Origin of the sequence: Chryseobacterium metallicongregator, from assembly GCF_031324065.1 — a bacterium.
In the GTDB taxonomy this organism is placed as follows: Bacteria; Bacteroidota; Bacteroidia; order Flavobacteriales; family Weeksellaceae; genus Chryseobacterium; species Chryseobacterium metallicongregator.
In genome coordinates this window covers 293,316-318,492 of sequence record NZ_JAVIXS010000006.1, presented here as the reverse complement: position 1 = coordinate 318,492, position 25,177 = coordinate 293,316, and the positions used below count along the sequence as shown (strand labels likewise).

The following is a 25,177-nucleotide window of genomic DNA, read 5'->3' as shown; positions in this document are numbered from 1 at the left end:
CAATGAACATAAACGAATATGCTTAATGTTCAAGCCTAAAGCAAAAAATTATGAATTTTAATACAAAAGTAATTCACGGAGGGCAGCACCACGAGTCTGCAACAGGTTCTGTAAATGTACCTGTATTTTTGACCTCTACATTTGCACAGAAAAGCCCGGGAGTACATTCCGGATATGAATATTCAAGAGCTGCCAACCCTACAAGACAAGCATTGGAAGATTCTTTGGCAAGTATTGAAAACGGAGCGAGAGGTTTAGCTTTCGGTTCTGGTCTTGCTGCTATCGACTGTGTTTTGAAATTATTAAATCCAGGTGATGAAGTGATTGCTGTAGATGATCTTTACGGAGGTACTTACAGAATGTTTACAAGACTTTTCGAAAAATATCAGCTGAAGTTCACGTTTGTGAATTTTGATGATGTTTCTAAAATTGCTGGTGTTATCACAGATAAAACCAAGCTGATCTGGGTAGAAACACCAACTAACCCATTGATGAAGTTAGTTGATATCAAAGCTGTTGTAGACATTGCTAAAGGGAAAGATATTCTTGTAGCAGTAGACAATACTTTTGCAACTCCTTATATCCAGAGACCTATTGATCTTGGAGCTGACATCGTAATGCACTCTGCAACCAAGTATTTAGGCGGACACTCTGATGTGATTGCCGGAGCGCTTATTGCTAAAGATGCTGAACTGGGAGATAAACTTCACTTCATTCAGTTTGCAAGTGGGGGTATTTTAGGACCTCATGATTCTTACCTTGTATTGAGAGGAATCAAAACACTTGCATTAAGAATGCAGAGACATTCAGACAATGGTCTTGCAGTAGCAAAATATTTGGAGACTCATCCAGCAGTAGATAAAGTAATTTATCCAGGATTGGAATCTCACCCACAGTATGAATTGGCAAAATCTCAGATGAAGGAATCCGGAGGAATGGTTTCTTTCACTTTCAAATCCGGAAAGAAAGAAGATGCAATTAAATTCTTAGAGAAAGTAAGAGTATTCACCCTTGCAGAATCTTTAGGAGGAGTTGAATCTCTGGCTAACCACCCTGCTCTGATGACACACGCTTCAATTCCGGCAGAAAAACGTGCTGAATTAGGAATCACAGATGACCTTGTTCGTTTAAGCGTAGGTATTGAAGATGCTGAAGATCTTATTGCAGATTTAGAGAAAGCTTTTTCTTAATAAACCATACAAAAAATGAGAAGGATTATCTAATCTTTCTCATTTTTTTATAATCGTGAAATTACCTATGAAAAATACAAGAAAAGCAGTTATTTCCGACCTGCCACAACTCGCAGAATTATTTGATCAGTACAGGATATTTTATCATAAAACATCGGATGTTCCTGCAGCAACAAATTTTCTTTCTGAAAGACTAGAAAACAAAGATTCTGAAATTTTTGTTGCGGAAGAAAGTGGTTTATTGACAGGTTTCGTACAATTATATCCTATTTTTTCATCTACAAGAATGCAACGTTACTGGCTGCTGAACGATCTGTATGTTAATGAAAACCATAGAGGAAAAGGTTATTCTAAAGCACTGATCGAACAATCCAAAGAACTCTGCCGTTCATCAAAAGCTTGTGGTATTCTTTTAGAAACAGGAAAAAGCAATGATATCGGAAATCAACTCTATCCAGCCTGTGGCTTTGAGCTGTATGACTCTGTGAATTTCTACGAGTGGACTAATCATTAGCAATGGGTAATAAGTAATTTATACATTCCATTCACCATTCCGAATCTCAAAATCTAGAAACTAGAAAAACCGTACTCCAAAAACAAAAAAATGATATGACCGAATTTCAAAAATACATCCAAAGATATTTAGATCAGATTCCATCTGGAAACTGGATCAACGAACTGCAGATATCAGCAGACAAAACCATCGGAATTTATTCCAACCTTACTGAAGAACAGTCTAATTTCGCTTATGCAGAAGGAAAATGGACTTTGAAAGGTCTTCTCCTCCACTTATCTGATACAGAAAGAGTTTTCCAGTACAGAATATTAGCTTTTGCCAGAGGAGAGAAAAACAATCTTCCGGGCTTCGACGAAGATGAATATGCAAACCGATCTTTTGCAAGTGAAAGAACCATCGAATCCCTTCTGGAAGAATACAAGCTGGTAAGAAAATCTTCTCAGATTCTATTAGAAACCCTTCAACCTTCTGCTTTACAGAATACAGGTACAGCCAATGGCCATGAAATTTCTGTAGAAACCATCGGAAAACTGATCGTGGGACATAATTATCACCACCTGAATATTATTGAGGAAAGGTATTTATCGAAATTGGGATGGATGTAAGGAAACGGATTACTCTCATCAGCCTGTTAATTTTTGTACTCTCTCTTTGTTTTACAGCTTTTAAAGTTGGAGATATGGGAGAAATTAAAGATTATAAATCATTTGAAGCATTCCTTATAGGTCCGATTAGTTTTTTAGGCGGAGGTCTATTTGAATTTCTGATATGGACTGCTAATATCTGGTTCTTTATTTCAGTGATATTCTGCTATAAAAAAAATTTCTCAACCTCTTTGATATTGGCTACAATTGCTTTTTTAATTGCAGGATCATTTTTTTTCTGGAATGAAATTTTAGTTGCAGAAAATGGAAGAATGGGAAAAATATACAGTCTGGAACCAGGTTATTTTCTATGGATCACTTCTACACTATTTTTAATCATTGGTTCGTTTTATTTAATTATAAAATCAAAATTCACCAGTAATAAAATATCATCATAATTTCCAATGAGATCACTAAAAAACTTAAAGATCACCGAGAGTATTCAATCTAAAAAATTAGTTTTTGAAGAAAGCTCATATGACAAGTTTGATACTATCTCAATCTATTTTGGATTTTCAGTATTAGCAGTGGCTACATTGCTTTTTTTTTAAAATTTAGCTTTTTCTTTTAATAACAACTTAGAATATTTTATCCTTATATGTTTATTGATCTTTAGCTTATATGTATTATACTGTAAATTTACAGAGAAGCATTTAAAGCAAATTCCATTTACTATTCATAAAGAAGAAGCAAAAAAGAGAATCATTGAGTATGGGAAAAAACATCATTACAGAATTTCAAAAATTTCTGGGAATCTGATTTTTCTTAATGAACCAGCTGACATTTACAGCTTGGGTAAAAATTATGAGCAGACAACCATTGTATTTTTTAAAGAGAATGCTATTCTTTATACTTTCATTAAAGAAGGATCAAAATCAAATTTCCCAGTATTATTTTCGAAATATCTAACCAAAATGGATTTAAAAAAAATACTTAGATCAGACTATATTGAACCTGTTAAACGTACAACTTATTTTAATTCTTTCTTTCACGGATTATAATCTTTATAAATTGAGCATTTACATATTCATCATTTGCCTAAAATTCTTATATTTTCTACCTTTATCCCCTCTTTGAACTCATATACAATTATGGAACATATTATCGAAATATTAAAGTCTGGCGGAACAATCCTTTATCCTACAGATACCATCTGGGGAATTGGTTGTGATGCTACCAATATAGAAGCAGTCAATAAAATTTTTGACATCAAAAAGCGCGAAAAAAATAAATCCATGATCATCCTTGTGGAGTCTGAGAAAAGACTTCAGGAATTGGTAGATGTTCCTGAAATGGCCTGGGAAATTATTGATCTTAGCGAAAAACCGGTAACAATCGTTTATGAAAACCCAAGAGGTTTGCCTAAAGAACTTCTTGCAGAAGATGGAAGCATCGGAATCCGATTGGTAAAAAATGATTTCTGTAAAAAACTGATTACAAAACTGAACAAACCTTTAGTATCTACTTCTGCCAATTTCAGTGGTGAAAAAAGTCCGCTAAAATTCTCTGATATTTCTGAAGAGATGATCAGCCTTGTAGATTACGCTGTGGAGGAAGACAGAGAAAAGGTTTCAAAATACTCAGGCTCATCCGTAATCAAAATATGGAATGACAACAGAATAAAAATTCTCAGGGAATAAGAATTCTGAACTTTTATGTTTATTTTTTAGAGTCTTGTCAGTTCATATCGGCAGGATTTCTTTTTTTTAATTCTATCTTTGCAAACTCAACTCATAAACTATTTGTTATGAATCATCACGAATTTGCTCAAATATGGATCAATGCGTGGAATTCTCATGATTTAGAGAATATACTTTCCCATTATTCGGATGATATTGAGATTACAACTCCAATGATCGCACTGGCTACTGGCGGTAAAGAAAGCTCTTTAAAAGGAAAAGAGGCCGTTCGTGAATATTGGAGAAAGGCATTGGATAAGTTTCCGGACCTTCATTTTGATCTAGTACGTTCCACAGCAGGAGTAGATTCAGTAGCATTATTTTATAAGTCGATTATGGATAAACATGCTGTTGAAGTCATGTTTTTTAATGAAGACGGAAAAATTAGTAAAATGTATGCTCATTATGACTAATGGGGAACATACGTAGAAATTGTCACTATTATTAACGATGAAAATTAATCTTAATCAAAATAAGAATTTAAAACTATTTAAAATCATTTCTGAAGCAGCAGAAAGGAATAACCAGTCCGTATATATTGTGGGCGGTTATGTACGGGACCTTCTGATGAACAGAAAAGCGTCTACGGATATCGACTTTGTAACGGAGCAAAGTGGTATTGAGCTTGCTCAAAATGTAGCTCAGGATATAGATCCTAAATTAAAAGTTTCCATATTCAAAACGTATGGAACAGCGATGATCAAGTATAAAGAACTTGAGCTTGAATTTGTGGGAGCAAGAAAGGAAAGCTATACAGAAAACAGCCGAAAGCCGGAAGTGGAAGGCGGAAGTCTGGAAGATGACCAGAAAAGAAGAGATTTTACCATCAACGCGATGGCTATATCTTTAAATAAAGATAATTTCGGAGAGCTTATTGATCCGTTCAATGGAATCGAAGATCTTGAAAAAGGAATTTTAAGAACACCGTTAGAACCTGCACAAACTTATTCTGATGATCCATTGAGAATGATGAGAGCGGTGCGTTTTGCTTCAACTTTAAATTTTAAAATTGAGGAAAATTCTTTGAAAGCAATCCAGCAGGAAGCAGAAAGAATTAAGATTGTCTCTATGGAAAGAATCATGGTAGAATTCAATAAAATCATGCTTTCTGAAAAACCGTCTATCGGACTGAGGCTGATGGAGCAAACCGGCCTTATGAAGCTGATTATTCCTGAACTGATAGAACTGAAAGGAGTGGAAGAAGTGGAGGGACAAACTCACAAAGATAATTTTTATCATACTTTAGAAGTTGTAGACAATATTTCTGTGAATACTGACAATCTTTGGCTTCGTTGGTCTGCCCTTCTCCATGATATTGGAAAGGCTCCAACAAAAAAGTTTGTAGAAGGAACAGGATGGACATTTCACGGACATGAATTTTTGGGTTCAAAAATGGTAAAAACACTTTTCCAAAGATTAAAACTGCCTTTGGGAAGTGACATGAAATATGTTCAGAAGATGGTGAAACTTTCATCAAGACCTATCGCGCTGATCACGGATGATGCTTCAGATTCTGCATTGAGAAGACTTTTATTTGATGCCGGAGAAAATCTTGAAGATCTTTTCACTCTTTGCAAGGCAGACATTACCACTAAAAACTCTAAGAAACAGGAGAAATTCAAAAGAAACTTTGAATATGTAGCGGTAAAGATCAAAGAAGTGGAAGAAAAAGATCAGGTAAGAAACTTTCAACCCCCAATTACCGGTGAAGAGATTATGGTAATGTTTAACCTTAAGCCAGGCCGTGAAATCGGAATCCTAAAAGAAAAAGTGAAAGAAGCTATTCTTGAAGGTGAAATTCCTAATGAAAAAGAGGAAGCTACAAAATTTGTGATCGCAGAAGCTGAAAAATTAGGTTTAACCCTATAATTCAATTGATATAAAATAAAAACCGGCGGGATGTTCCATCCCGCCGGTTTTTTGTTTCCTAAGGAAACAAAGCCGGCCGGTTTCTTCGAAACCGGCCGGAAAAAAACACAAATGATGAAAAAATAAAAAATTATTTTTTATATGTTGTAAAGTATTACGGGTTCAGGAATGTTCCATTAGTACCGATACCTCCTGTTTTAAAAGAACTGATCTGAGCACCTGTAACTGCTGAATATACTACCATTTCACTATCCTGTGTGAACTGCTTAACGTCTGATGCAAAAATCCTTCCATCAATAACATTAAATCCGTATAGTGTAAAGTAAGGGCCACCATCTGCAGCTGTTAATAATGGAGTTGCAGGAATTGCAGGTATAGCTAAACTCGTTGTATATACTTTATTTGCAGAGCTGAAGTAGATTTTATCGTTATCTATCTGAAGATTTGTAGCACTAGGAATTCCTGTTAGCGTAATTACTGGTGTAATAACTCCGGTACTTGAAATTTTATAGATATAAGAATCTGTAGCTGTTGAAGAAATTGTATAAACATTAGATTTGTATGATACCGTATTTCCGATCTGACCATTTGGAACTGTAATTTCAGTTTTAGCATCATTAGAAGTATTGATATAAGTAATCTTATTTCCATACCCTGATGAAGCATTCTGTACGAAAACATTTCCACCTGCCTCTACTGTTTTATCAGAAACTTCAGTCATATTAATTTTACTTACAAATGAATAGTCAGAAGCTTTATATTTTGTAACGCTCTTTGTATTCGCAGTAAAGTTGGTATTTGCAACATAGATGAAGTTGTTAGCAAAAGTAATTCCTCTTGGATTATCTAGCTGAGCCGTAATTACCCCTAATTTCTTAAATGTATAACGGTCTACTACAACAATTTTATTAGAGTTATTCAATACAAGATAAGCTTTGTTTTCGTTAAGACCAATAGTCTGAAGAACATCACCCAGAATCTCTTTGTTGTTGTTATAACCATATACATCGTCTTGCTTCAGGCTTAAATTTCTTGTCACAAATGTTACCTTAGCTCCCTGACTGTTATAGTTTCCTTCATTAGAGATAAAATATCCGTTCTGATAAGTGATCGGAGAAACTTCAATTTCATCAGAACTGCTTGTACATGAAGAAATGTTAAACAATAACACTACTGCAAATAATACAGTTAAAAGTTTAGTTATTTTCATATTTACTCAATTTTAATTTTTAAAAATTTATTGCGGCATACACACTATAGTTTCTTTTGGGCAAAGGATAGAAAGAAACTGTTTTGTAGTATGTATTCGTTAGATTATTCACTTTGAATCCTAAGGTATATTTTTTTGCTAAAGTTGCAGAAACACCCATATTTAAAAGAAAATAAGGATCTATGGCATCTGATCTTTTTTCGTCACTTGTAGTGTAGGTAACACCATTCACCTGTCCTTGGGCAAAAAATTTAAAGAAACCATATTCGTAATCTATATTGGCTGCGCCTCTGTGCATAGGAACGTAAGGTCTCTGCATCTTCGTTTCTTTATCAATAGATTTTGCATAATAATACCCTGCATTCGCACGGATTTTATGGTTCCCCAGCTGTTTACTAAAAGACAGTTGAGATTCCAATCCGTAAGATTCAGATTTATTCACATTGTATGCCTGCCAGTACCCTAAAGCAGTCGGAAGCCAGACAATAAGATCTGTCACATTCATATAGTATGGAGATAAAGTAAGTTTAAAATCTCCCACTTTGAACTCATTCGTCATATCTAACTGAGTAGAAGTTTCCGGTCTTAGATCTTTATTTCCTCCCGGTTCATAATAAACATCATTGAAGGACGGAAATCTGAAATTTTTTGACACATTAAAGCTTACATCATACCATTTTGCAGCATTCCATTTCCCTGAGAATGAGTACATCAACGGAGAATTTATATCTTCCACAAAATCTTTCTTGAATCCACCCTCAAAACGAAGGTTTTTGGTTGCAAAATATCTTAATAATCCTGAAACAGAACCCATATTTCTGCTGACGCTGGATATTCCGTTTTGATATCCCTCTCCTTTATTAACCTGAAACTCTCCGATGATATTAAAATTCCACTTTGAATTCAGGAAATAATTAAAATCATTTTTAAAGATATAATTTTTCCCGGTTCCTCCACTTGATTTAGGTTGATTTAACGAACCGAAAAATTGAAAATTCTCTTCTGTATAAGCTGCTTTAAGGGAATTACTGAACTTTGTTTTGTTCCAGTCCCAGGAAAGAAGGCTTCTTACACTTTGAGTTTTATATTTCGTTTTTGTTCCCGTTTCTTCATACACGGGAAAACGCTGTGAAGAATCAAAAAACTGGCTCTGCCAAGAAACTTTATGATCGTTTGTAATTTTATAGGATGCTCCTACATTAAATGTTGTATTGTAATAACTCCCGTTTCTGTTGATATAGTTCAGGTCACTTACTTTATAATCATTTTCACTTACAGAATAATTTCCGGAGGCTTTGAAACTGAATCTATCATTGCTGTAAGATCCTTTTATAAAATTATTATAAGTATTAAAAGAAGCGACTTCAGAAAATAAAGAACCATGGAAACCTTTATTAAAGTCAAGCGTATTATTCAGGTGAATACTTCCTCCAATAGCACCACTTCCGTATATTACACTTCCTCCTCCAGCCTTTACACCAATCTGATCATATCCGAACAAGGCAATATTATTGATATCTCCCTGTCCCAGAAAATTGGAATTGATATTAATTCCATTCCATACAAAAGCAGTCTGCTGAGCAGTAGTTCCCCTGAAAGAAGGTGAAGAAACAGCACCACGGCCATTTTCTTTGATAAAAACCTGTGACTGAAATCTCAGAAGTTCAGAAAGATTACTGGAGTTTTTCTCAGCATCTTCTGCTGAAATTATTTTTACGGGATGAAAAAGTTTCACCCTATTCATCTGATTGTCGAAGACATAAACAGTATCGATGGCCTTCTCTTGTCCAAAAAGAAAACAGCCATACGATGAAAAAAGCAGTACTAAAGATCTTTTTATATCCATACTTTTTTACTTTTCCTCCGAAAGCAATATGTTTTTTAATTATAATTCCGGCAGGTCTCCTGACTTTCGCATTCTGCTCCTTCCCGTTATTAAACAGTGGCTTTTTGCAGAAACTTGAGTTGCGATTTACAGTTGCGGGGACAGTCCGGGAGTTACACCCGATTCCCTTTTCATTCCAAAATACTGGAAACCAAAATTTTTGCAAAGATAGTTTTTTATATGTATTTGCCAAAAATCAGGCTTTTCCTTAAAAACATTATCTTTTTTGATCTATAACAAAAAAGAACGGCCGCTTTCAATATTGAAAACAGCCATTCATCCCACTACTTTACTATTTATATATGTTATTTTTTTATAAATTTATAAGCCTCCTGTTGTACTCCTTTTACAGAATATTGCAAAATATAACCTCCTTTTGACAGGGATGAAACATCAATCTGCTCTTCTACATGATCAAATGATTTTACCTTTTGTCCAACCATATTATAAATTTCAGCTTTCTCTATTTTTCCTTTTCCTTTAAAATATAGAATATCAGTCACAGGATTAGGATAGATCCTCATATTGTTTTTCTCTTTTACAGCATCATTCACCGATAAGAATTCAGAAGTATCCAGATAAAAAGCAATTATCTGACCTGAAGCATTCGTCCCTGATCCGGCAATTTTCTTTCCGTCCTGTGAAATTGCTAAAGGAAGCCCCATCGTGACTCCATTGGTTGCAATTCCTAAAGATGCTGCATAATCATTCAGATTAATTCTTCCGGTAGCAAAGGTCCAGATAAAGCCTTCCCCTGACATAGGAGGTGCTCCAAATGCTCTGTAATACCCAATTACTTTTTTTCCATCAGCAGAAATTCCTGTTGCTCCTCCTTTGAAGCTGAAAGAAGCATTAGGATGGGTTATATAAGTAAGCCCACTTACCGCATTCCAGACATAAGGATTAGGATTTGCTGAGCCTATGATTGTATTTCCGTCTGCAGAAATTCCTCCTGCTTCCCCTACATTATTCCCATTATTATCTGTAATAAAACTTTCTACTCCATCCTGCCATTTTGCCCCACTTCTTGTTCCAGTTGGCTCATCCTGCCAACCTACAATTACTGTTCCTGCAGCATTGATTGCATTTGCTCTGGAGCTGCGTCCGGGAACCATACTTCCTAAATCTATCATTCCGCTTACCGCATCCCATTTCACAGCGTGTGCGTTCGCAGCAGTAAGAAACCCTAAACCTACGATCGTACTTCCATTGGTAGTCATGCCCCAGGTTGAACTCACACTGCCATCCCATCCAGTAGGAACAAGCCCACCTCTGTTTACCCAAGTGGAAGTAGCTACATCGTAGGTTGATATTTCATTAAATCCTGTTGCTGCATTTGTTATCGAGGACGAAATTTTAGTTCCGTCATTCGAAACAACAGTTCTACCAGCAGCCGGATAACCGTTTGATATAGAACCAATCTGTACAAGACCTCCCGCTGCGTTCCATTTATATATTCCTCCTGCACTTGTATGCATGCTTACGACTCCATTATCCGATACTGCCCCTACGTTATAATTTCCCAAACCTATTACAGTAAGCTGCGCCTCTGCAAAACCAAATTTCAGGAAAAGACAAGCCGTCAATATTTTCATTGACATTCTGTAAAAATTTTTCATATTTTATTATATTTAGCGTTCCGAATTGGTGAAAACAATATTAATACAATATTCAGCCTATCAAAAGAAATTGACTTTCATAATTCGTGAATTTTAAAAGAATTTAATTTTTAAAAACCTAATAAACAAACAGATACAAAACAACATTTTGAATATGGATTTTACCAGAATTATTCAAAAAAACACAAAAAACAAATTTTCAAGACAAAAATTATTTCAAACTTTACTGTTTATTTTCATTTTCTGCTCCCTTACTATCAAAGGACAGTCTGGTCCGGACTTTACTATTCTAGCCGATAAGGCATTTCTGAAGCTTTATCAGAATTCTGACGAATGCATCAGTTATACTCAGGGAATTCTTGTGAGCGATCAAAATGCCGAACACAAAATTGTACTTCAAAACATTATTTCACAAGCTTTTGCCATGAAGGGAGAATATGTACAATCTGTCAATATTTTTGCTCAAAAAGAAGAGCCTGATCAAAAAAACGATCTTTCTTATTTTATGCAGGTTTTCAGTGATTATAATCTTGCAGATCAGTATCAGAATCTGGGTTTGTACAACCAATCAAAAAGAATTATTTCTCATCTCTTGTCTGATCAAAAACTCCTTAAAAGCAGTAATCCGGCATTAAAAATCACCACTGCAAAACTGTATCAGCTCCAGGCATTGAACTCGGGAATCAACAGAAACTATCCTGAGGCTCTAAAAAATCTTGATCAAAGCAATCAATACCTCGGCGATAATAATGAAGAGAATAGAATTTTAAAAATCGAAAACAGAATTTTCAGATCTTCCTATCTGCTGAAACTAAATAAACAAACTGATTATAAAGAACTTATAGACAGTATTATTACAGATCTTGAACATCAGAAAAGCCAACCTTTTCTTTTAGGACTAGCCTATGAAAACCTCTCCCAATATTATTTTCTGAGACAGGATTATGCAATAGCTATTGAAAAACTGGAAGCAGGGCTTCAATTGATTGAAAATATTTCTTTTAACAATTTAAAAATTAAAATCTACGAATCACTTTCCCGTAATTACTACGCACTACATAATGATGCAAAATACCATCAGTACAATAAACTTTACAATGATTTAAAAACAAAAACAGATTCCAGTTCAAAAGAAGGAATACGATATCTTGTGAAGCTTGTGGAAACAAATCAAAATAAAAATATTGAATTTCAGAAACATCTGCTTCTAAGATCTTCCTGGTCTTTAATCCTGATTATATCTTTGATCATTTTGGGTTTGCTTACTTATTTTTTACTCATGAAAAGTAAAAATAAAGACTTAAAAAAACAGTTTGATTTCTTTGAAAAACAGATCAGCCGAAAATCTCAACCAATCATTTTAAACAAAACAACTCCAGCGACAAAAGATTCCGCCACAACAAAAATATCCAGGGAAAAAGAAGATGAAATTCTCCAAAAGTTGGAAGAATTTGAAAAATCCGACCGGTTTTTGAATAAAAATATGTCTCTGTCTCTGCTTTCCTCTCAAATGGAAATCAATACAAAATATCTTTCTGAAATTATTAATAGTAAAGAAAAAAATTTCAACGGATATATTAACAAGCTTAGAATCAACCATATTGTACAGTTGCTAAGAACTGATTCTACTTTTCTTAATTATAAAGTAAGTTATCTGGCAGAATATTCAGGATTCTCATCACATAGTGCATTTACTACTGTTTTTAAGTCAGTTACGGGAATGTCTCCCAATTCCTATATTCAGGAAATCAGTAAAACAAAAGCCTTATGAAATCAATAGTAAAAATAATCCTGTTGCTGGTTGCCTTTTGTAATTGTATGAAAGCACAAAAGACACCTGACAGCGTCTTAATAAAAAAGGCGAAACTTGAAATTTACGATAACCCTGATCACACCATCAAAATCGGAGAACAATTATTAAAAAAATCTCATGATATCAAAACTTCCATTAATCTTTATATGCTGCTTTCAACGGCCAATATTGCCAAAAGAAATTTTGAAGAGTCTTTAAAATATATATTAAAAGCAAAAGAACTATCTCAGAAAACCAATGATCCCAGAAGTCAGGCGGGGGTTCTCATATATGTTGCCATCCAATATCAGCAAATGGAGCTTTTCAACAAATGCCTGGAAACACTGAATGAGGCAGAACAGTATATTGCAAAAATTCCTGAAAAAAAACCTGAAAAATACATTGAAACCGCTGCAAGCTATGCAATAAGGGGAATGGTATATAAAAGCCAGTCAAATTCTGAAATTGCTTTGGAAAAATTTCTGATTTCTATACGAAATTACGAAAAGGTTCCCGTGAAAAGAACTACTTATTCCAATATGAGTGTGGTGTATTATAATATTGGATATTGTTATCTCAACCTTAATCAAATTGATAAAGCGCAGGAGGCTTTTCTCCAGTCTATTAATTATGCCCGTAAGAATTCTGCGAAAAGTCTGGAAGCATTCGCATTGAAAGGAATTGCTGAAATACACAAACAAAGACATGAAAATCAAACTGCAATAAACCTTTTACTAAAAGCTGAAGATCTTTCTAAAAATACCGGAGATATCATCCTGAATGAAGGCCTTTATAAAGAAATGGCTGAGAATTATCTTGCTATGGGACGACAGAATCTCTATCAGCAGTTTAATAAAAAACACATGGAAATGCGATTTAAAAGAAAGCAGAATGAACTGAAATCCATTAATCAGGTGATCGACAATCACAACAAGGAAACAGCTTTGAAAAATGAGAAGCTGAAATCTGATTATCGTTACATTAAAATGGGTTCTGTTTTTCTGGGATGTATTTTGATCGTTATTCTTTTATATTTTATTATCAAAATCAGAAACCAGAATAAGAAGTTTCACAAAGAGATTCAACAAATGATAAGGACATCATAAAAAAACATTCCCGGTTGGGAATGTTTTTTTATGATGTATAATTTTCAATTTATTTACCAATAACTTCGGTAATTGGATTTCCTACATTTCCACTTGGAAACTGGATTTTCAATAAAGAAGATACCGTAGGAGCAATATCTGTCATGTGATATTCTTTGTTACTTTCTCCCTGTTTCACTCCCCAACCCATAAAGATCAATGGAATATGAGAATCGTAAGAATTCCATACACTGTGCGTAGTTCCTGTTTTAGAATATGGTGGAAGCATAGAATCATGAGAAATTAACTGGATATCTCCACTTCTCTGTCTGTTGATTCCATTAATAATTCTTTGTTTGATTGGCTCCGGAATGCTTGCCTCCTGAACTTTGTCTACAGAAACAGCATATAAAACAGTAGGATCTTTCTCAATTTCTTTTACAGCAAAGTTTCTTACATCATCCAGTTCAAGCTTGTTGTCTGCTAATACTTTTCTGTCGAAATAAACCTGGTAGTTATCAATGGCATTAACCAGTTTATCTGCTCCGAATTTATCTTTCAGTTTCTGGTTCAGATTCTTTTCTGCATCTTCTCCGAAGAAACCAGTCGGAATTTTATGTTCTTTCAGGAATCCTACAGAGTGTGCTCCACCGTGGTCAGCAGAAAGGAAAACAGTGTACTCCCCTTTTCCTACCTTTGAATCAAGATATTTGAAGAACTCTGCCAAATCCTGATCTAGTCTGATATAAACATCTTCTACTTCAATAGAATTCGGTCCGAATTTATGTCCTGCATAATCTGTAGACGCAAGGTTGATCGCTAAGAAGTCTGTGATATTATCTCCACCCAGTTTTTCACCTTCTACAGAAGCTTCTGCCAATTTTAATGTCAGAGTATTTCCGAAAGGTGTGTAACGGATATTGTCTTTTTTAGTCTGGTAATCTTTTGCTAAATTACTGTAAGGGAAAGTAGGTGTTTTTGCACTTCCCAGTAAACCTTCCCAAGGAGAATTGTCTGGTGCGCTTTCTGTATATTCGTTGATTGGAAGTAAAGTATTCCATCCGTTGGCTACTAATTTTTCAGGGAGATTCTGAGAGTTGAATGATTTTACCCACTGAGGAAGATCATTCATATACCATGTACTGGTAATGAAATTCCCCGTGCTGTCATCAAACCAGAAAGCTCCGTTTGGAGTATGGCCGGCAGGAAGAATAGAAGCACGGTCTTTCAAAGAAACACCGACAACTTTTCCCTGGAAGTTCGTTGCCAGTCTCAATTCGTCAGTTACTGTGGTAGACCAAAGATTTTTCGGAGAGTGGCTTCCCGTTTTTGTATTGGTAGTTCCTACTGGCTGAACGCTCTCATCCGCGGTACAATAAACTCCTTTACCTGTTTCTTTATCCGTCCAGTCGTTTCCTGCAATTCCATGAATAGCCGGTACAGATCCTGTATAGATACATGTATGTCCTAAAGCCGTAATGGTAGGAACATAAGGAATATGTACATTATTCAAAGAATATCCTGTATTCAAAAGTCTTTTAAAACCATCATTCCCATACTTACCGTAGAAACGGTACAAATAGTCCCAACGCATCTGGTCTACTACCAGACCTACTACTAATTTCGGTCTTTCCAGTTGAGTATTTCTGTTCTTCTGTGCATTGATTGTAACTACGGACAATAAAGTAGCTGCCGCAATTGAAATGTTCCTAAGCATCCAAGTAAATTTTTATTGTTGACAAATTTAAGGGTTTTGAAAGTTTTGGAGTATGAAATTTTATTTAAATTTGATTATTGTACAATTATCAATCAATCTTCTATGATTTTAGGTGTATACTGGTATTTCAAATTCCCGGATCAATTATATGACTTTCAGTTTTTCAAATTTTATCCCGGATATGGAGGACATGCTGATAATCCTGCTGAACTGGCAGCAAGAATTCGGGTTGAAAATACAGATGATTTTATCCATAAACTGGAAGCACTAAAATCAGATTTCAAGAAAACATATTTACACCTGAATTTCGATGGAAATCAAATCATCATCAATATTGGAGACCATATGCTTTTTGATTTTCATTTTCAGTTTGCTAAAGAGATTGAAGAACTATTGATCCGTGAAAGTGCAATATTATTGGATGCCAGTCTTCCTTTTACCATTCAATCCAGCAAAAGCTATCCTCCGGAAAGATGGGAATTCAAAAATATAGAGCATCGTTTCATTCAGATGGTGGGTTCTGACTTCAAAAAAAGTAATGCAGAAAATTATGCAGCCAGAATCGATTGTAATCTGCCTTTACAGCATAAAAAAGAATTGATTGATGACCTGACCCAGATTTCCAGAGAAGAAAACCTTCATGCATTTTATTATAATGATTTTGATTTTAAAGATCATTGTAACCTGATGCTCTTTTTCACCAATGGGAGACAGAAGAAAGAAGCCATCCAAAAGGTTGACATCAATTCTTTTGGTAATAAAGTAAGACAACTTACCCAGAAATACCCTCTTCATTTCGGTCATTTCGGAAGTTTCAAAGAGTATCCTTTACATGGCCCTCATACTGTGTTGATAGCAGATGAGGAATATATTTTAAACAAAAAATAAAACCATTTTAATCCAATACTATGATTAAATTCAAATATGTCATTCTCTATGTAGAAGATGTAGAACAGTCTATGAACTTTTATAAAAACACCTTTGGTTCTGAAATAAAATTCATCACTCCCGAAAAAGATTATGGTGAACTCCTGACCGGAGAAACAAGTCTTTCATTCGCCTCTGTGAGCCTGGCCAATTCCAATATTAAAAAAGGATTTCTAACAGCAAAAACCGAAGGCCAACCTTTCGGAATGGAACTGGGGTTTACAACAGATAATGTAGAGGCTTTGGTAGAAAAAGCAATAAAAAACGGAGCTGTCCTCTATGAAGATATTGCCATAAAACCATGGGGACAAAAAACAGCTTATATTAAAGATACTAACAATTATCTGGTAGAAATTTGTACCGAAATTCAATAAAGTAAAAATATACAAGGGTGGAAATAAAAAAATTACAAAAACTAACCTCTAATCCAAGCCTGGATTGGGGGCATAACGGGTATACAACAGACATCAGATATGTGGTTTCCTCTATAGAGTTCGGAGGTTCTTTTGAGTTTATTTTAAAAGAGAAGTCTTTGCCTTACAAAAAAATATGGGAAACGACTTCTGAAGATTTTGAAGAATTGAATACCCTTATTGAACAGGGAAATTCTTTCGGTGCTTTTGTTAATGAAAAACTTGCAGGCTGGATTATCTGTGAACAAAGAACATGGAATAACAGTTTTTATATTGAAAATATCCTGATCAACGAAAAATACAGAAGACAGGGAATCGGAATTATGTTGATTAAAAGTGCCATTAAAGAAGCCAGGAAATTGAATTGCAGAGTGATTGAACTGGAAACACAGAACACCAATTATCCTGCAATACAATTTTACAGAAGAATGGGATTCAATATTACCGGACTGAATACAAGATTGTATGAAAATGCAGAGGAAATCGCGCTTTTTATGACTTTAGATGTAGAGTAATTTTACCACATTGATTAAAACACTTGTCGGTGTGTTAATAATTTTATACATTAGTAATCAACAAATTAAAAATGATTACTATGAAAAATTTAAAAAAATTAAAGAGAAATCAGCTTGTGTTGATCAGTGGTGGAGATACTCCCTATGCATTATGTGATATGGATGGCAATTGTCCGCCCACTATAGGTTCATACTATTGCAGTGGTGGTACCTGCTACAGAGTTTCAGACGGTGGCGGCGGTGACCCTGGATGTCCTGAACCTATGCGCCTGTGCCAGGAATGGGAAACAGGATGCGGATGTGTTTATATGTAAAAAATATTTGTTAGATAAAATTTTGTTGAGGGCGGTTTTACCGCTCTTTTTTTGTAATCAGCTCTGGCATTCATTAACTTGCATCTCGTAATAATACATCAAAGAATATCATTATGAAAACATTGATCTGGAAAGGAATATTTTATCAGTCTCTTGAATATTTTAATTTACAATCTGATGATAAAAACTATACGGTAGAATCAAAAATCATCGGTTGTCATGAAGATAAAATATATAGCATAGAATATAAAATTCATACTGATAAAGACTGGATTGTTCAGAGTTTTTTAATCGAATCTGAAATCAATAATAATAAAAGAACACTTACAGGAAAAAGAATCCAGGATCAATGGGAAATCAACAATGCTGTACATCCTGAATTCAATAATTTCACATTCATAGATATCTCACTTACGCCATTTACCAATACTTTACCGGTCAACAACTTAAAGCTTTCAGAAAACAGCTCTAAGAAGATTGATGTTATTTATATTGACGTTTTAAACCATCATATCAGACCTGTTCAGCAACAATACACCCGAACAGCGGTTAATAAATACCTGTATGAAAATATTGAAAACGATTTTAAAGCAGAAATTTCAGTGGATGAAAAAGGATTAGCTACAAATTATCCAAGACTGTTTGAAAAGATTGCAGAACATTGAGATATAAAACAATATCACAAGTGATGACATAAAGCTGCGGTCCTTGTTTTCACACCAAAAATCTGATCCCCTTCCACCCGATATAACAAAGCATAAAAATAAATATGGATGTCAATTTTTTAGGATTAATTGGTAATATAATAAGGCTAATTTTTATTTTCAAACTCAACTATAAAAAACAACAGGAAGCATCTGAAAAAGATTTTGAAAAAGAAGAAAAAAAAGATATTACTGTAGGTTCTGTGGCTATAGTATTCATTATAATTACAGGGGTATTAGTATTTCAGTAATTAAATAATGTTCAGCGTAATAAACAGTCCTTTATAATTGTTATAAGGATATGAAAACAATTGCTCTCCTACTCTTTTTTTTCGTTTCCCTGACTGTCATTTCAGCTCAGAATCATCACTCCGAAGGTTTTTATGAAACTTCAGATCATGTAAAGATCAAGTACAAGGTCTCCGGAAAAGGAGAAGCCTGCATTTATATTCCCGGTGGTCCCGGACAGGGCTATCCATCGTTTGAACTGATGGGTGGAAACCATCTGGAAAAAAACATGCAGATGATTTATATGGATCAGCGGGGTTCCGGAGAATCCGACACTTCTGAAAACTACCATCTTGATAAAATGATTCAGGATATAGAAGAATTGAGACAGCATCTCCAATTGAAAAAAATCTTTCTGCTCGCTCATTCTTTTGGTGGAATTATAGCCGTGAACTATGCAAAAAAATATCCTGAACATACCAAAGGACTTATCCTTTCTAATATCACGCTTCATTTTCTGAATGATGAATCTGTCAAGGAACAGATTGAATACGGAAACAGTCTTTTACAGGCAAAAAACAAAGCCATACCTAAAGACAGTCTTACCTCAGAACTTTCAAAAATAAGCAGTGCATTAAGGAAAAAAAGAATCGGATATAAATTTCTGACTGAAGATATTGAAACCATAAAAGAATCCGATAAGATTGATTCTCTCCATCCCCGCATTATCGACTTCGGAATGGCTGTTATTTCAAAACCTAAAGATTATCCTGAATATTATGCTGATTATACTCCAATTACAAAAGAGATTATTGTTCCTGTGCTTATCATTACGGGAAAAAAGGATAAAGCAGTGGGAACTCAGCATTATAAGACCTTCAGGTTTCCCAGTCAGAAAATAGTTTCCATTAATGGCGGGCATCTTTTGTATTATGAGAAAAATAAAGAATTTGTGAATACTGTCACTCGGTTTGTGAATACAACAAAGTGACATTCTATTGATAAGTCTATAATAATAAGGGTTTCAGCGCGGCCTCCATTATCAAAGTTCCTGTAAACCCTTCATCAGCTGTCTCTACCCACTTCCGAACTCCCTTTAGACAGTTGTATAAATCTCTTTAGCCACTTCATGAACTGGCTATAACCAGTTAAGAACGGCCTCCAGCCCCTTCATCAACGATCTCTACCCACTTATGTAACGGTCTGTATACCCTTCATTAACCCCCTGGAGGCACTTATCCAGGGGGTCTACCCCCTTACAGAACTATCTCTATCCCCATAAACAACCAGGTCTACCCCCTTGGGTAAGGGGGTAGAGGGAGTTATAGAAGGGGATATTGGAAGTTCAAAAAGTAGCTGCAGACCATTTTCAATAATTAGACTTGATTATGGTTTTCCGTAATGATTCAGATAAAGAATCTTTAATTTTGAAATATTAAAACTATAATTATGAAAACATGCTTCAATATACTTCTTATTGCGATAACTTTAATCTTTATTAATTGTACCAATAATAAAAAAGATTCTGACACAATATTGAACTCGGAAAAAGAAAGTAATAATATTACAACTACAGAAAAGTTAAAATATAATAATAGTAAAATAAAAAAAATTGATAGTAAAAAAGAATTAAGAAATGATGGTAATTTTAATCAAATGACTCTTTTCGTAGTAAATAACAATATTAGTGTTGAACAGTTAAAAGTTTACTGCTCAAATGTTAAATCTAATTATACAGACGGATATTTCCAAATTTTAGTATTTTTTAAAAAGTCTAACAGTATAGCATTCCCAAACAACCCTCTAACTGGGCTTTACATGGAAGAAAAAGATTTGAAAAATATAAAAGCTATTTATACTATCAACAATATAAACGGATATAGCAAGTTAGATTACTATGAAAAAAATAATTGGGAGAGTATAGCCCAAACTGTTGAAATCAATTAATAAAATTTATTATAATGAAAAAAATATTTTTAATTCTTTCTTTTTGTGTGTTTGTCAGCTGCAATAATAATAATAATAATAATAATAATAATAATAATAATAATAATAATAATAATAATAATAATAATAAAACTGAAACAAAAGATTCCAAAACTGAGATACAATCAAAAACAACAGGATCAGATCTAGAACAGCTGAAAACTGAATCGTCAAGACTAAGAGCTGGGGGTTCAATCAAAAGTGTTGAATTTGAAAATGGAAAAGCTACCATTTATTATGTAAAAAACTTTGCAGAATATAAGGAATTAAATCCACAGTCTAACTTAACCAAGAATGACTTAAAAGAATATTGGTCAAGTGGAAATGCTATTCAGAAAGCTATGATTGAAGGATCTGTAAGATTAATGAAAACTCTTAGCTTTATCAATGAAGTAGAAATTATACTTCCATTTGAAAACAATGTTTATAAAATTGATGTTAAAAAAGCTGAACTAGAAAAATTTACAGGAAAAGATTTTTCAGAAATCACAAAAAAATGGACTGAAAGTTTCATTGATCCTTATGTCTATGATAGTAAGGGCAGAGAAAAATTTTTCAACAAATTTGGTACTCAAGAATAGTACTTTTATTTAAGTAAATCATACTTTAATTCTTATTTTTCTTAATACTTCAATAGATTTTCAAAAACAACCCCGGCTGTTTCAAATGAAACAGCCGGGGTTTATCTATTTTAATTCCTGCTTAAAAAAAGCGGGCTATTATTAAAATTTAAGATCTCCATTCACCTCTCTAACTGCATTAGCAGCTTCAGCGAATTTCAATTGCTCTTCAGCAGTCAAAGTTACGTTTACAATTGATTCTACTCCGTTGGCTCCAATAATTGCTGGAACACCAAGGCAGATATCATTTTGTCCGTATTCTCCTTCAAGCATTAAAGAACAAGGGATCATTTTCTTCTGGTCACATGCAATAGCCTGAACCATTACAGACACTGCTGCACCTGGAGCATACCAAGCTGAAGTTCCTAATAATTTCGTAAGTGTAGCTCCTCCTACTTTAGTTTCTTCGATGACATATTTTTGTTGTTCATCACTCAAGAACTCAGTTACAGGAACACCATTTCTTGTTGCTTTGCTCAATAATGGAAGCATACCTGTATCACTGTGAGCAGCGATTACCATACCGTCAACATCAGAAATTGGAGCTTCCAATGCTTCAGCCAATCTGTATTTGAATCTTGCAGAGTCTAATGCACCACCCATTCCGATGATTTTGTGCTTAGGAAGACCTGAAGTTTTATGTACAAGGTAAGCCATAGTATCCATTGGGTTAGAAACTACGATGATGATTACTTCCGGAGAATGTTTTACTAAGTTTTCAGTAACTTCTTTCACGATACCAGCGTTGATACCGATCAATTCTTCTCTCGTCATTCCAGGTTTTCTTGGAATCCCTGAAGTGATTACTGCTACATGAGAACCTGCAGTTTTGCTGTAATCTCCTGTTGTACCCGTAATTTTTGTATCAAATCCGTTAAGAGATGCTGTCTGCATCAAATCCATTGCTTTTCCTTCAGCAAACCCTTCTTTAATGTCTACCAAAACTACTTCTGAACAGAAGTTCTTCATTGCGATGTATTCTGCACAGCTTGCTCCTACAGCGCCTGCACCTACTACAGTTACTTTCATATTGTTACTTTTTAAAAATTATTTTTTGTTAGTTAAGTTTAAATTTGAAACTCCCCAAATTTAACAATTCCTGAAAAATTGAGCAATTTTTCAGGAATTTAATTAGAATTAAAATAAATTAGTTGACGTTCAGTAAAAACGTATATAGTTTTTTTGCACCGGAAAGCACTTCATTATAGTTTTCTTCCGCGACTTCTGTATCCAGAACTTCTTTGAAATTTTTCCACATTGGCCCCGTATTTTCCTGATAGCATCCGAAAAAATTGAAGGTAACCTCATCAAAACCCTCCGTTTTGGAAAGTTGCTTTGCAATTACATTTCCACCAAGGGTAGAACCTTCAATGACATACATTGCTCCAAGGGCTTCATGCTCATTATTGAACTCCAAAGGATGAGAAACTTCCTGATCTTCCAGGGAAAGACTTTTCAGGTCTTTTTCAATAAGGGAAAGTTTCTTTCTTTCTTCAAGCTGAAGTTTTTCTGCATACTTATCAGAAAGGCTGCTGAATATTTTGTCTTCGCTGTGAAGAAGCATCAGGTAATTGGTATGAATGATTTTTTTATAATCTTCTAACGTGAAAGTTTTGTTGAAAATCTTTTCAGAATTAAAAAGTTTTTCTGCTGCATCGTGATAATCTGCTGTATTCTGTTTAAGATATTCTGATACCATAAATAACGTTTTAAAAGTTTCTCAAATATAAGGCTTTTTGAACGTTAAAATAAAGGAAGTCCCTTCACTGTTGCTTTCAAAATCCACATTTCCACCCAATCTCTTCATGATGCGGTGTACAATAGACAACCCCACTCCATTTCCTTTAAACTTTTTAGCATTATCCATCCGGTTAAAGATTTTAAACATCTTATGTTTCTCCTCGGCAGGAATACCAATACCGTTGTCTGAAATTCTGTAAATAATGGTCTGCCCGTCATCTGATCCTTCAATTTCCACTTTCGGAAGATCTTTATGAGAGGAATATTTCACAGCATTGTTGATGATATTCAAAAATACTTGGTGAAGCATGGTTTTATCAGCCAATACATCCGGGCATTCTTTAATGATAACTTCACTGTTCGGACTGCCATAGGTCATCTTAGCGTTTTCGGAAATTTTCTCAATTGTATGAGCTGTTTTCAGGCTTTCAAGCTGGATTTCACTATGCTTGGCTCGACTCAATTGGAGTACATCGTGCATCATTTCCGCCATATTGTCGATTTCCTCAATAATTGAATTGATCTTGGTTTTACTTTTTTCAGCATCAGCTGTAAGATTTCCCAAAAGCATCTGAGCATTCAGCTTCATTACAGTCAGTGGTGTTCCCAGGTCATGGGAGATGGTGTAAGAAAAACTGTCAAGTTCTTCATTTACTTTTTTAAGCTCATCATTAAGCCTTTTGATGGCATTATAATTTTTATGGGAAGTTTCTAAGATCAAATCCCTTACAGCCTGCACTGCACTTATATTTCTGGAATTCCATCTTTTAGAATACCCTTTAATATTTTCTGTAAAAATACGGAATGAAGTTCTCGGTGATATCATGTGTTTTTCCTCTCCATTCTGAGAAAACACCTCTACTTTTTTCTCGGGATTTCCAGCCCAGTTGATATGTTCATCAAACTCTTTTCTGAACCAGATCAGCATTTCATTTTTATCTCTTTCAATAAAATAGATTGCAATTCCTGCCGCATTTTCCGTCAATTCAAGTTCTTTACCGTGATCTTTGAGGAAGCTTCTGCTTACATAGATTCGCTCATCAGTATTCCCAAGAGCCCATTCTGCAATTCTTCCTACTGTTTCAACATCAGGTGTACTGCCGTCTGTAATTATATTTTCATCCGAAACAATGGCAAGTCCGTCTGCTTCCGGTAAATTTCTGATCTCTTTTTTACATTCAATAAGAGAATCAAAGAGATGATTATGTTTTAAAAATTCCGTTTTCAGTTGAGATGTTTTCTCATTCAGTTCCAAACGGTAATTCAGTTCGCTTTTTGATTTAAAAGATGAATAGGCATTGGCAGCAAGTGTTGTAAAAATTCCGGCCTGTACTCTGTCTTCAAGATCAATATGTTTGGGTTCTACATTCTGGCAGGTAACCAATCCCCAAAGATGGTCATCAATAATAATGGAAACGCTGAAACTTGAAGCTGCTCCAGAATTTTTAAGATATTGTCCGTGAACCGGTGACATCCCTCTTGATGCTGAAAAAGTAAGATCAATACTCTCTGCTTTTTTGCTTAAAATAGGAACCGTATCCGCGTATACATTACTGAAAATTCTTTTTCTTTTTTTAAGATAAAGATCCCTTGCCTGCTTTGGAATATCAGACTCCGGGTAATGAAGCCCAAGGAAACTTTCCATGTTTTCATTCTTCTTTTCGGCAATTACTTTTCCGGAACCGTCCATCATGAATTTATAGACCATCATCCTATCATAGTTGATCACCTTTGAAAGCGTTTCCAGAAGATGATTCCAGAGTTCCTTTTCATTATCGATGATGTAAAAATTATCATATTTATTGGAAATTCGTTTATTGGGATTAATGATCACTTCTTCGAACTCCAGAAAGATATAAAGCTCACTTCTGAAAACAGAAAAATGATACTCTTTATCGTTGATAAAAATCTTATCGAAATAGGTTTCATTTTTACGTCTGGTAAACTTGTCCAGTGAAGTATAGATTTCTGAATCAATAATGCTCTGAAAACTTTCAGGAAAGTCGGTAATCTTTCTTCCGAATAGCTCTTCTGAACTTCCGACTTTAAATAAATCCGCAATATTCCTGCTAAAAAAAGTAATGGTATGGGACTCTGCATCAATGCCAATCAAATAACCAAAACTCTGAATAGAACCCGGAATATGGATAGGTTCTTCATGGCACTCTATAAAATTCATATATCTTTTCAGTCTATCTATCAAATATACTGTTTTTTCAAACAGCTTTCTTCTTTGTGGTATCTAATTTTAAAGCCTGCTCCACCAAGTATTTATGGGAGATTTCCAGCAAAAAAAGAATCAAAAACACATTAAAATATTCTTTATTTTTTCCCTTTTTCATGTCAAATATCTAAAATATACGAAAAAAAATCCAATAATCAAGTTACGCACTCTTTAATCATGATTCATAACATGGATTACACATTATTAACCTTAATAATTGTTTTATTTAAACAAATTTCGCTAAATTTATATCACCAAATAATGAATATGATAAAAATTCATTGAATTATTCTCAATGA

25 protein-coding genes and 1 riboswitch are annotated in these 25,177 nt (G+C 34.5%); of the genes, 18 read left to right on the top strand and 7 right to left on the bottom strand.

Annotation, left to right across the window (positions count from 1 at the left end; translation table 11 throughout):
* Positions 1-50: 50 nt before the first annotated feature.
* From REB14_RS10035 to REB14_RS10005, 7 genes are all read left to right on the top strand, one after another.
* Positions 51-1,190: a cystathionine gamma-synthase gene (locus REB14_RS10035; protein ID WP_079242819.1), complete on the top strand. Its 1,140-nt coding sequence runs from the start codon at positions 51-53 to the stop codon at positions 1,188-1,190.
* Positions 1,191-1,257: 67 nt separating this feature from the next.
* Positions 1,258-1,704, top strand: coding sequence for a GNAT family N-acetyltransferase (locus REB14_RS10030; protein ID WP_079242820.1), 447 nt, complete (start codon positions 1,258-1,260; stop codon positions 1,702-1,704).
* Between the two features lie 95 nt (positions 1,705-1,799).
* Positions 1,800-2,312 carry a DinB family protein gene (locus REB14_RS10025; RefSeq protein ID WP_079242821.1) on the top strand — a complete coding sequence of 171 codons (513 nt, stop codon included), beginning with the start codon at positions 1,800-1,802 and terminating at the stop codon, positions 2,310-2,312.
* A 74-nt stretch (positions 2,313-2,386) separates the two neighbouring features.
* The gene (locus REB14_RS10020) at positions 2,387-2,749 is read left to right on the top strand and encodes a hypothetical protein (protein WP_309522087.1); all 363 of its coding nucleotides are present in this window, start codon (positions 2,387-2,389) and stop codon (positions 2,747-2,749) included.
* Positions 2,750-3,442: 693 nt separating this feature from the next.
* Complete coding sequence (locus REB14_RS10015; RefSeq protein WP_079242823.1) at positions 3,443-3,991, top strand: L-threonylcarbamoyladenylate synthase; 549 nt, start codon at positions 3,443-3,445, stop codon at positions 3,989-3,991.
* A 107-nt stretch (positions 3,992-4,098) separates the two neighbouring features.
* Positions 4,099-4,443 carry a nuclear transport factor 2 family protein gene (locus REB14_RS10010; protein WP_079242824.1) on the top strand — a complete coding sequence of 115 codons (345 nt, stop codon included), beginning with the start codon at positions 4,099-4,101 and terminating at the stop codon, positions 4,441-4,443.
* A 37-nt stretch (positions 4,444-4,480) separates the two neighbouring features.
* Positions 4,481-5,899 (top strand): CCA tRNA nucleotidyltransferase, encoded by a 1,419-nt coding sequence (locus REB14_RS10005; protein WP_079242825.1) that lies wholly within the window; start codon positions 4,481-4,483, stop codon positions 5,897-5,899.
* Between the two features lie 154 nt (positions 5,900-6,053).
* Here the strand turns inward: REB14_RS10005 and REB14_RS10000 are convergent, their stop codons facing one another.
* The 3 genes from REB14_RS10000 to REB14_RS09990 form a co-directional block, all read right to left on the bottom strand.
* Positions 6,054-7,109: a DUF5074 domain-containing protein gene (locus REB14_RS10000; protein WP_079242826.1), complete on the bottom strand. Its 1,056-nt coding sequence runs from the start codon at positions 7,107-7,109 to the stop codon at positions 6,054-6,056.
* Between the two features lie 19 nt (positions 7,110-7,128).
* On the bottom strand, positions 7,129-8,955 hold the full coding sequence (locus REB14_RS09995) for a TonB-dependent receptor plug domain-containing protein (RefSeq protein WP_079242827.1): 1,827 nt from the start codon (positions 8,953-8,955) through the stop codon (positions 7,129-7,131).
* 32 nt (positions 8,956-8,987) lie between these two features.
* A riboswitch (cobalamin riboswitch) is annotated at positions 8,988-9,165 on the bottom strand.
* 134 nt (positions 9,166-9,299) lie between these two features.
* On the bottom strand, positions 9,300-10,613 hold the full coding sequence (locus tag REB14_RS09990) for a T9SS type A sorting domain-containing protein (RefSeq protein WP_309522086.1): 1,314 nt from the start codon (positions 10,611-10,613) through the stop codon (positions 9,300-9,302).
* Positions 10,614-10,767: 154 nt separating this feature from the next.
* On the opposite strand from REB14_RS09990, the gene REB14_RS09985 reads away from it, so the two are divergent.
* Both REB14_RS09985 and REB14_RS09980 read left to right on the top strand, forming a co-directional pair.
* A complete protein-coding gene (locus REB14_RS09985) occupies positions 10,768-12,384 on the top strand; it encodes a helix-turn-helix domain-containing protein (protein ID WP_309522085.1) in 1,617 nt (538 codons plus the stop codon).
* A complete protein-coding gene (locus tag REB14_RS09980) occupies positions 12,381-13,511 on the top strand; it encodes a tetratricopeptide repeat protein (RefSeq protein ID WP_309522084.1) in 1,131 nt (376 codons plus the stop codon). Before REB14_RS09985 ends, REB14_RS09980 begins: the two co-directional genes overlap by 4 nt.
* A 49-nt stretch (positions 13,512-13,560) precedes the next feature.
* On the opposite strand, the gene pafA is transcribed toward REB14_RS09980, so the two are convergent.
* On the bottom strand, positions 13,561-15,207 hold the full coding sequence (pafA, locus tag REB14_RS09975; protein ID WP_079242831.1) for an alkaline phosphatase PafA: 1,647 nt from the start codon (positions 15,205-15,207) through the stop codon (positions 13,561-13,563).
* Between the two features lie 102 nt (positions 15,208-15,309).
* On the opposite strand from pafA, the gene REB14_RS09970 reads away from it, so the two are divergent.
* The 9 genes from REB14_RS09970 (at position 15,310) to REB14_RS09930 (ending at position 20,875) form a co-directional block, all read left to right on the top strand.
* Positions 15,310-16,095 (top strand): hypothetical protein, encoded by a 786-nt coding sequence (locus REB14_RS09970; protein ID WP_309522083.1) that lies wholly within the window; start codon positions 15,310-15,312, stop codon positions 16,093-16,095.
* A 20-nt stretch (positions 16,096-16,115) separates the two neighbouring features.
* On the top strand, positions 16,116-16,508 hold the full coding sequence (locus REB14_RS09965) for a VOC family protein (RefSeq protein ID WP_079242833.1): 393 nt from the start codon (positions 16,116-16,118) through the stop codon (positions 16,506-16,508).
* A gap of 17 nt (positions 16,509-16,525) precedes the next feature.
* Entirely contained in the window at positions 16,526-17,062 is a 537-nt protein-coding gene (locus REB14_RS09960) for a GNAT family N-acetyltransferase (RefSeq protein WP_309522082.1), read from the top strand.
* A gap of 80 nt (positions 17,063-17,142) precedes the next feature.
* Entirely contained in the window at positions 17,143-17,376 is a 234-nt protein-coding gene (locus REB14_RS09955; protein WP_079243975.1) for a hypothetical protein, read from the top strand.
* 113 nt (positions 17,377-17,489) lie between these two features.
* Positions 17,490-18,041 (top strand): putative glycolipid-binding domain-containing protein, encoded by a 552-nt coding sequence (locus REB14_RS09950; protein ID WP_309522081.1) that lies wholly within the window; start codon positions 17,490-17,492, stop codon positions 18,039-18,041.
* 104 nt (positions 18,042-18,145) lie between these two features.
* Entirely contained in the window at positions 18,146-18,331 is a 186-nt protein-coding gene (locus REB14_RS09945; protein WP_309522080.1) for a hypothetical protein, read from the top strand.
* 50 nt (positions 18,332-18,381) lie between these two features.
* A complete protein-coding gene (locus tag REB14_RS09940; protein ID WP_309522079.1) occupies positions 18,382-19,299 on the top strand; it encodes an alpha/beta fold hydrolase in 918 nt (305 codons plus the stop codon).
* Positions 19,300-19,757: 458 nt separating this feature from the next.
* Positions 19,758-20,255: a hypothetical protein gene (locus REB14_RS09935; protein ID WP_309522078.1), complete on the top strand. Its 498-nt coding sequence runs from the start codon at positions 19,758-19,760 to the stop codon at positions 20,253-20,255.
* Between the two features lie 14 nt (positions 20,256-20,269).
* On the top strand, positions 20,270-20,875 hold the full coding sequence (locus tag REB14_RS09930; protein WP_309522077.1) for a hypothetical protein: 606 nt from the start codon (positions 20,270-20,272) through the stop codon (positions 20,873-20,875).
* A 141-nt stretch (positions 20,876-21,016) separates the two neighbouring features.
* Here the strand turns inward: REB14_RS09930 and REB14_RS09925 are convergent, their stop codons facing one another.
* From REB14_RS09925 to REB14_RS09915, 3 genes are all read right to left on the bottom strand, one after another.
* Positions 21,017-21,943 (bottom strand): malate dehydrogenase, encoded by a 927-nt coding sequence (locus REB14_RS09925; protein ID WP_034699354.1) that lies wholly within the window; start codon positions 21,941-21,943, stop codon positions 21,017-21,019.
* Positions 21,944-22,061: 118 nt separating this feature from the next.
* Positions 22,062-22,613, bottom strand: a complete 552-nt coding sequence (locus tag REB14_RS09920) for a biliverdin-producing heme oxygenase (protein ID WP_079242841.1) — start codon at positions 22,611-22,613, stop codon at positions 22,062-22,064.
* A gap of 21 nt (positions 22,614-22,634) precedes the next feature.
* Positions 22,635-24,833, bottom strand: coding sequence for an ATP-binding protein (locus tag REB14_RS09915; protein WP_309522076.1), 2,199 nt, complete (start codon positions 24,831-24,833; stop codon positions 22,635-22,637).
* Positions 24,834-25,177: the final 344 nt, after the last annotated feature.

What these genes read in the sequence shown, in the direction of transcription:
- REB14_RS10035 (WP_079242819.1), top strand. Translation starts at nt 51, where the DNA reads ATGAATTTTAATACAAAAGTAATTCACGGAGGGCAGCACCACGAGTCT.
- REB14_RS10030 (WP_079242820.1), top strand. Translation starts at nt 1,258, where the DNA reads ATGAAAAATACAAGAAAAGCAGTTATTTCCGACCTGCCACAACTCGCA.
- REB14_RS10025 (WP_079242821.1), top strand. Translation starts at nt 1,800, where the DNA reads ATGACCGAATTTCAAAAATACATCCAAAGATATTTAGATCAGATTCCA.
- REB14_RS10020 (WP_309522087.1), top strand. Translation starts at nt 2,387, where the DNA reads ATGGGAGAAATTAAAGATTATAAATCATTTGAAGCATTCCTTATAGGT.
- REB14_RS10015 (WP_079242823.1), top strand. Translation starts at nt 3,443, where the DNA reads ATGGAACATATTATCGAAATATTAAAGTCTGGCGGAACAATCCTTTAT.
- REB14_RS10010 (WP_079242824.1), top strand. Translation starts at nt 4,099, where the DNA reads ATGAATCATCACGAATTTGCTCAAATATGGATCAATGCGTGGAATTCT.
- REB14_RS10005 (WP_079242825.1), top strand. Translation starts at nt 4,481, where the DNA reads ATGAAAATTAATCTTAATCAAAATAAGAATTTAAAACTATTTAAAATC.
- REB14_RS10000 (WP_079242826.1), bottom strand. Translation starts at nt 7,109, where the DNA reads ATGAAAATAACTAAACTTTTAACTGTATTATTTGCAGTAGTGTTATTG.
- REB14_RS09995 (WP_079242827.1), bottom strand. Translation starts at nt 8,955, where the DNA reads ATGGATATAAAAAGATCTTTAGTACTGCTTTTTTCATCGTATGGCTGT.
- REB14_RS09990 (WP_309522086.1), bottom strand. Translation starts at nt 10,613, where the DNA reads ATGAAAAATTTTTACAGAATGTCAATGAAAATATTGACGGCTTGTCTT.
- REB14_RS09985 (WP_309522085.1), top strand. Translation starts at nt 10,768, where the DNA reads ATGGATTTTACCAGAATTATTCAAAAAAACACAAAAAACAAATTTTCA.
- REB14_RS09980 (WP_309522084.1), top strand. Translation starts at nt 12,381, where the DNA reads ATGAAATCAATAGTAAAAATAATCCTGTTGCTGGTTGCCTTTTGTAAT.
- pafA (WP_079242831.1), bottom strand. Translation starts at nt 15,207, where the DNA reads ATGCTTAGGAACATTTCAATTGCGGCAGCTACTTTATTGTCCGTAGTT.
- REB14_RS09970 (WP_309522083.1), top strand. Translation starts at nt 15,310, where the DNA reads ATGATTTTAGGTGTATACTGGTATTTCAAATTCCCGGATCAATTATAT.
- REB14_RS09965 (WP_079242833.1), top strand. Translation starts at nt 16,116, where the DNA reads ATGATTAAATTCAAATATGTCATTCTCTATGTAGAAGATGTAGAACAG.
- REB14_RS09955 (WP_079243975.1), top strand. Translation starts at nt 17,143, where the DNA reads ATGAAAAATTTAAAAAAATTAAAGAGAAATCAGCTTGTGTTGATCAGT.
- REB14_RS09950 (WP_309522081.1), top strand. Translation starts at nt 17,490, where the DNA reads ATGAAAACATTGATCTGGAAAGGAATATTTTATCAGTCTCTTGAATAT.
- REB14_RS09945 (WP_309522080.1), top strand. Translation starts at nt 18,146, where the DNA reads ATGGATGTCAATTTTTTAGGATTAATTGGTAATATAATAAGGCTAATT.
- REB14_RS09940 (WP_309522079.1), top strand. Translation starts at nt 18,382, where the DNA reads ATGAAAACAATTGCTCTCCTACTCTTTTTTTTCGTTTCCCTGACTGTC.
- REB14_RS09935 (WP_309522078.1), top strand. Translation starts at nt 19,758, where the DNA reads ATGAAAACATGCTTCAATATACTTCTTATTGCGATAACTTTAATCTTT.
- REB14_RS09930 (WP_309522077.1), top strand. Translation starts at nt 20,270, where the DNA reads ATGAAAAAAATATTTTTAATTCTTTCTTTTTGTGTGTTTGTCAGCTGC.
- REB14_RS09925 (WP_034699354.1), bottom strand. Translation starts at nt 21,943, where the DNA reads ATGAAAGTAACTGTAGTAGGTGCAGGCGCTGTAGGAGCAAGCTGTGCA.
- REB14_RS09920 (WP_079242841.1), bottom strand. Translation starts at nt 22,613, where the DNA reads ATGGTATCAGAATATCTTAAACAGAATACAGCAGATTATCACGATGCA.
- REB14_RS09915 (WP_309522076.1), bottom strand. Translation starts at nt 24,833, where the DNA reads ATGAATTTTATAGAGTGCCATGAAGAACCTATCCATATTCCGGGTTCT.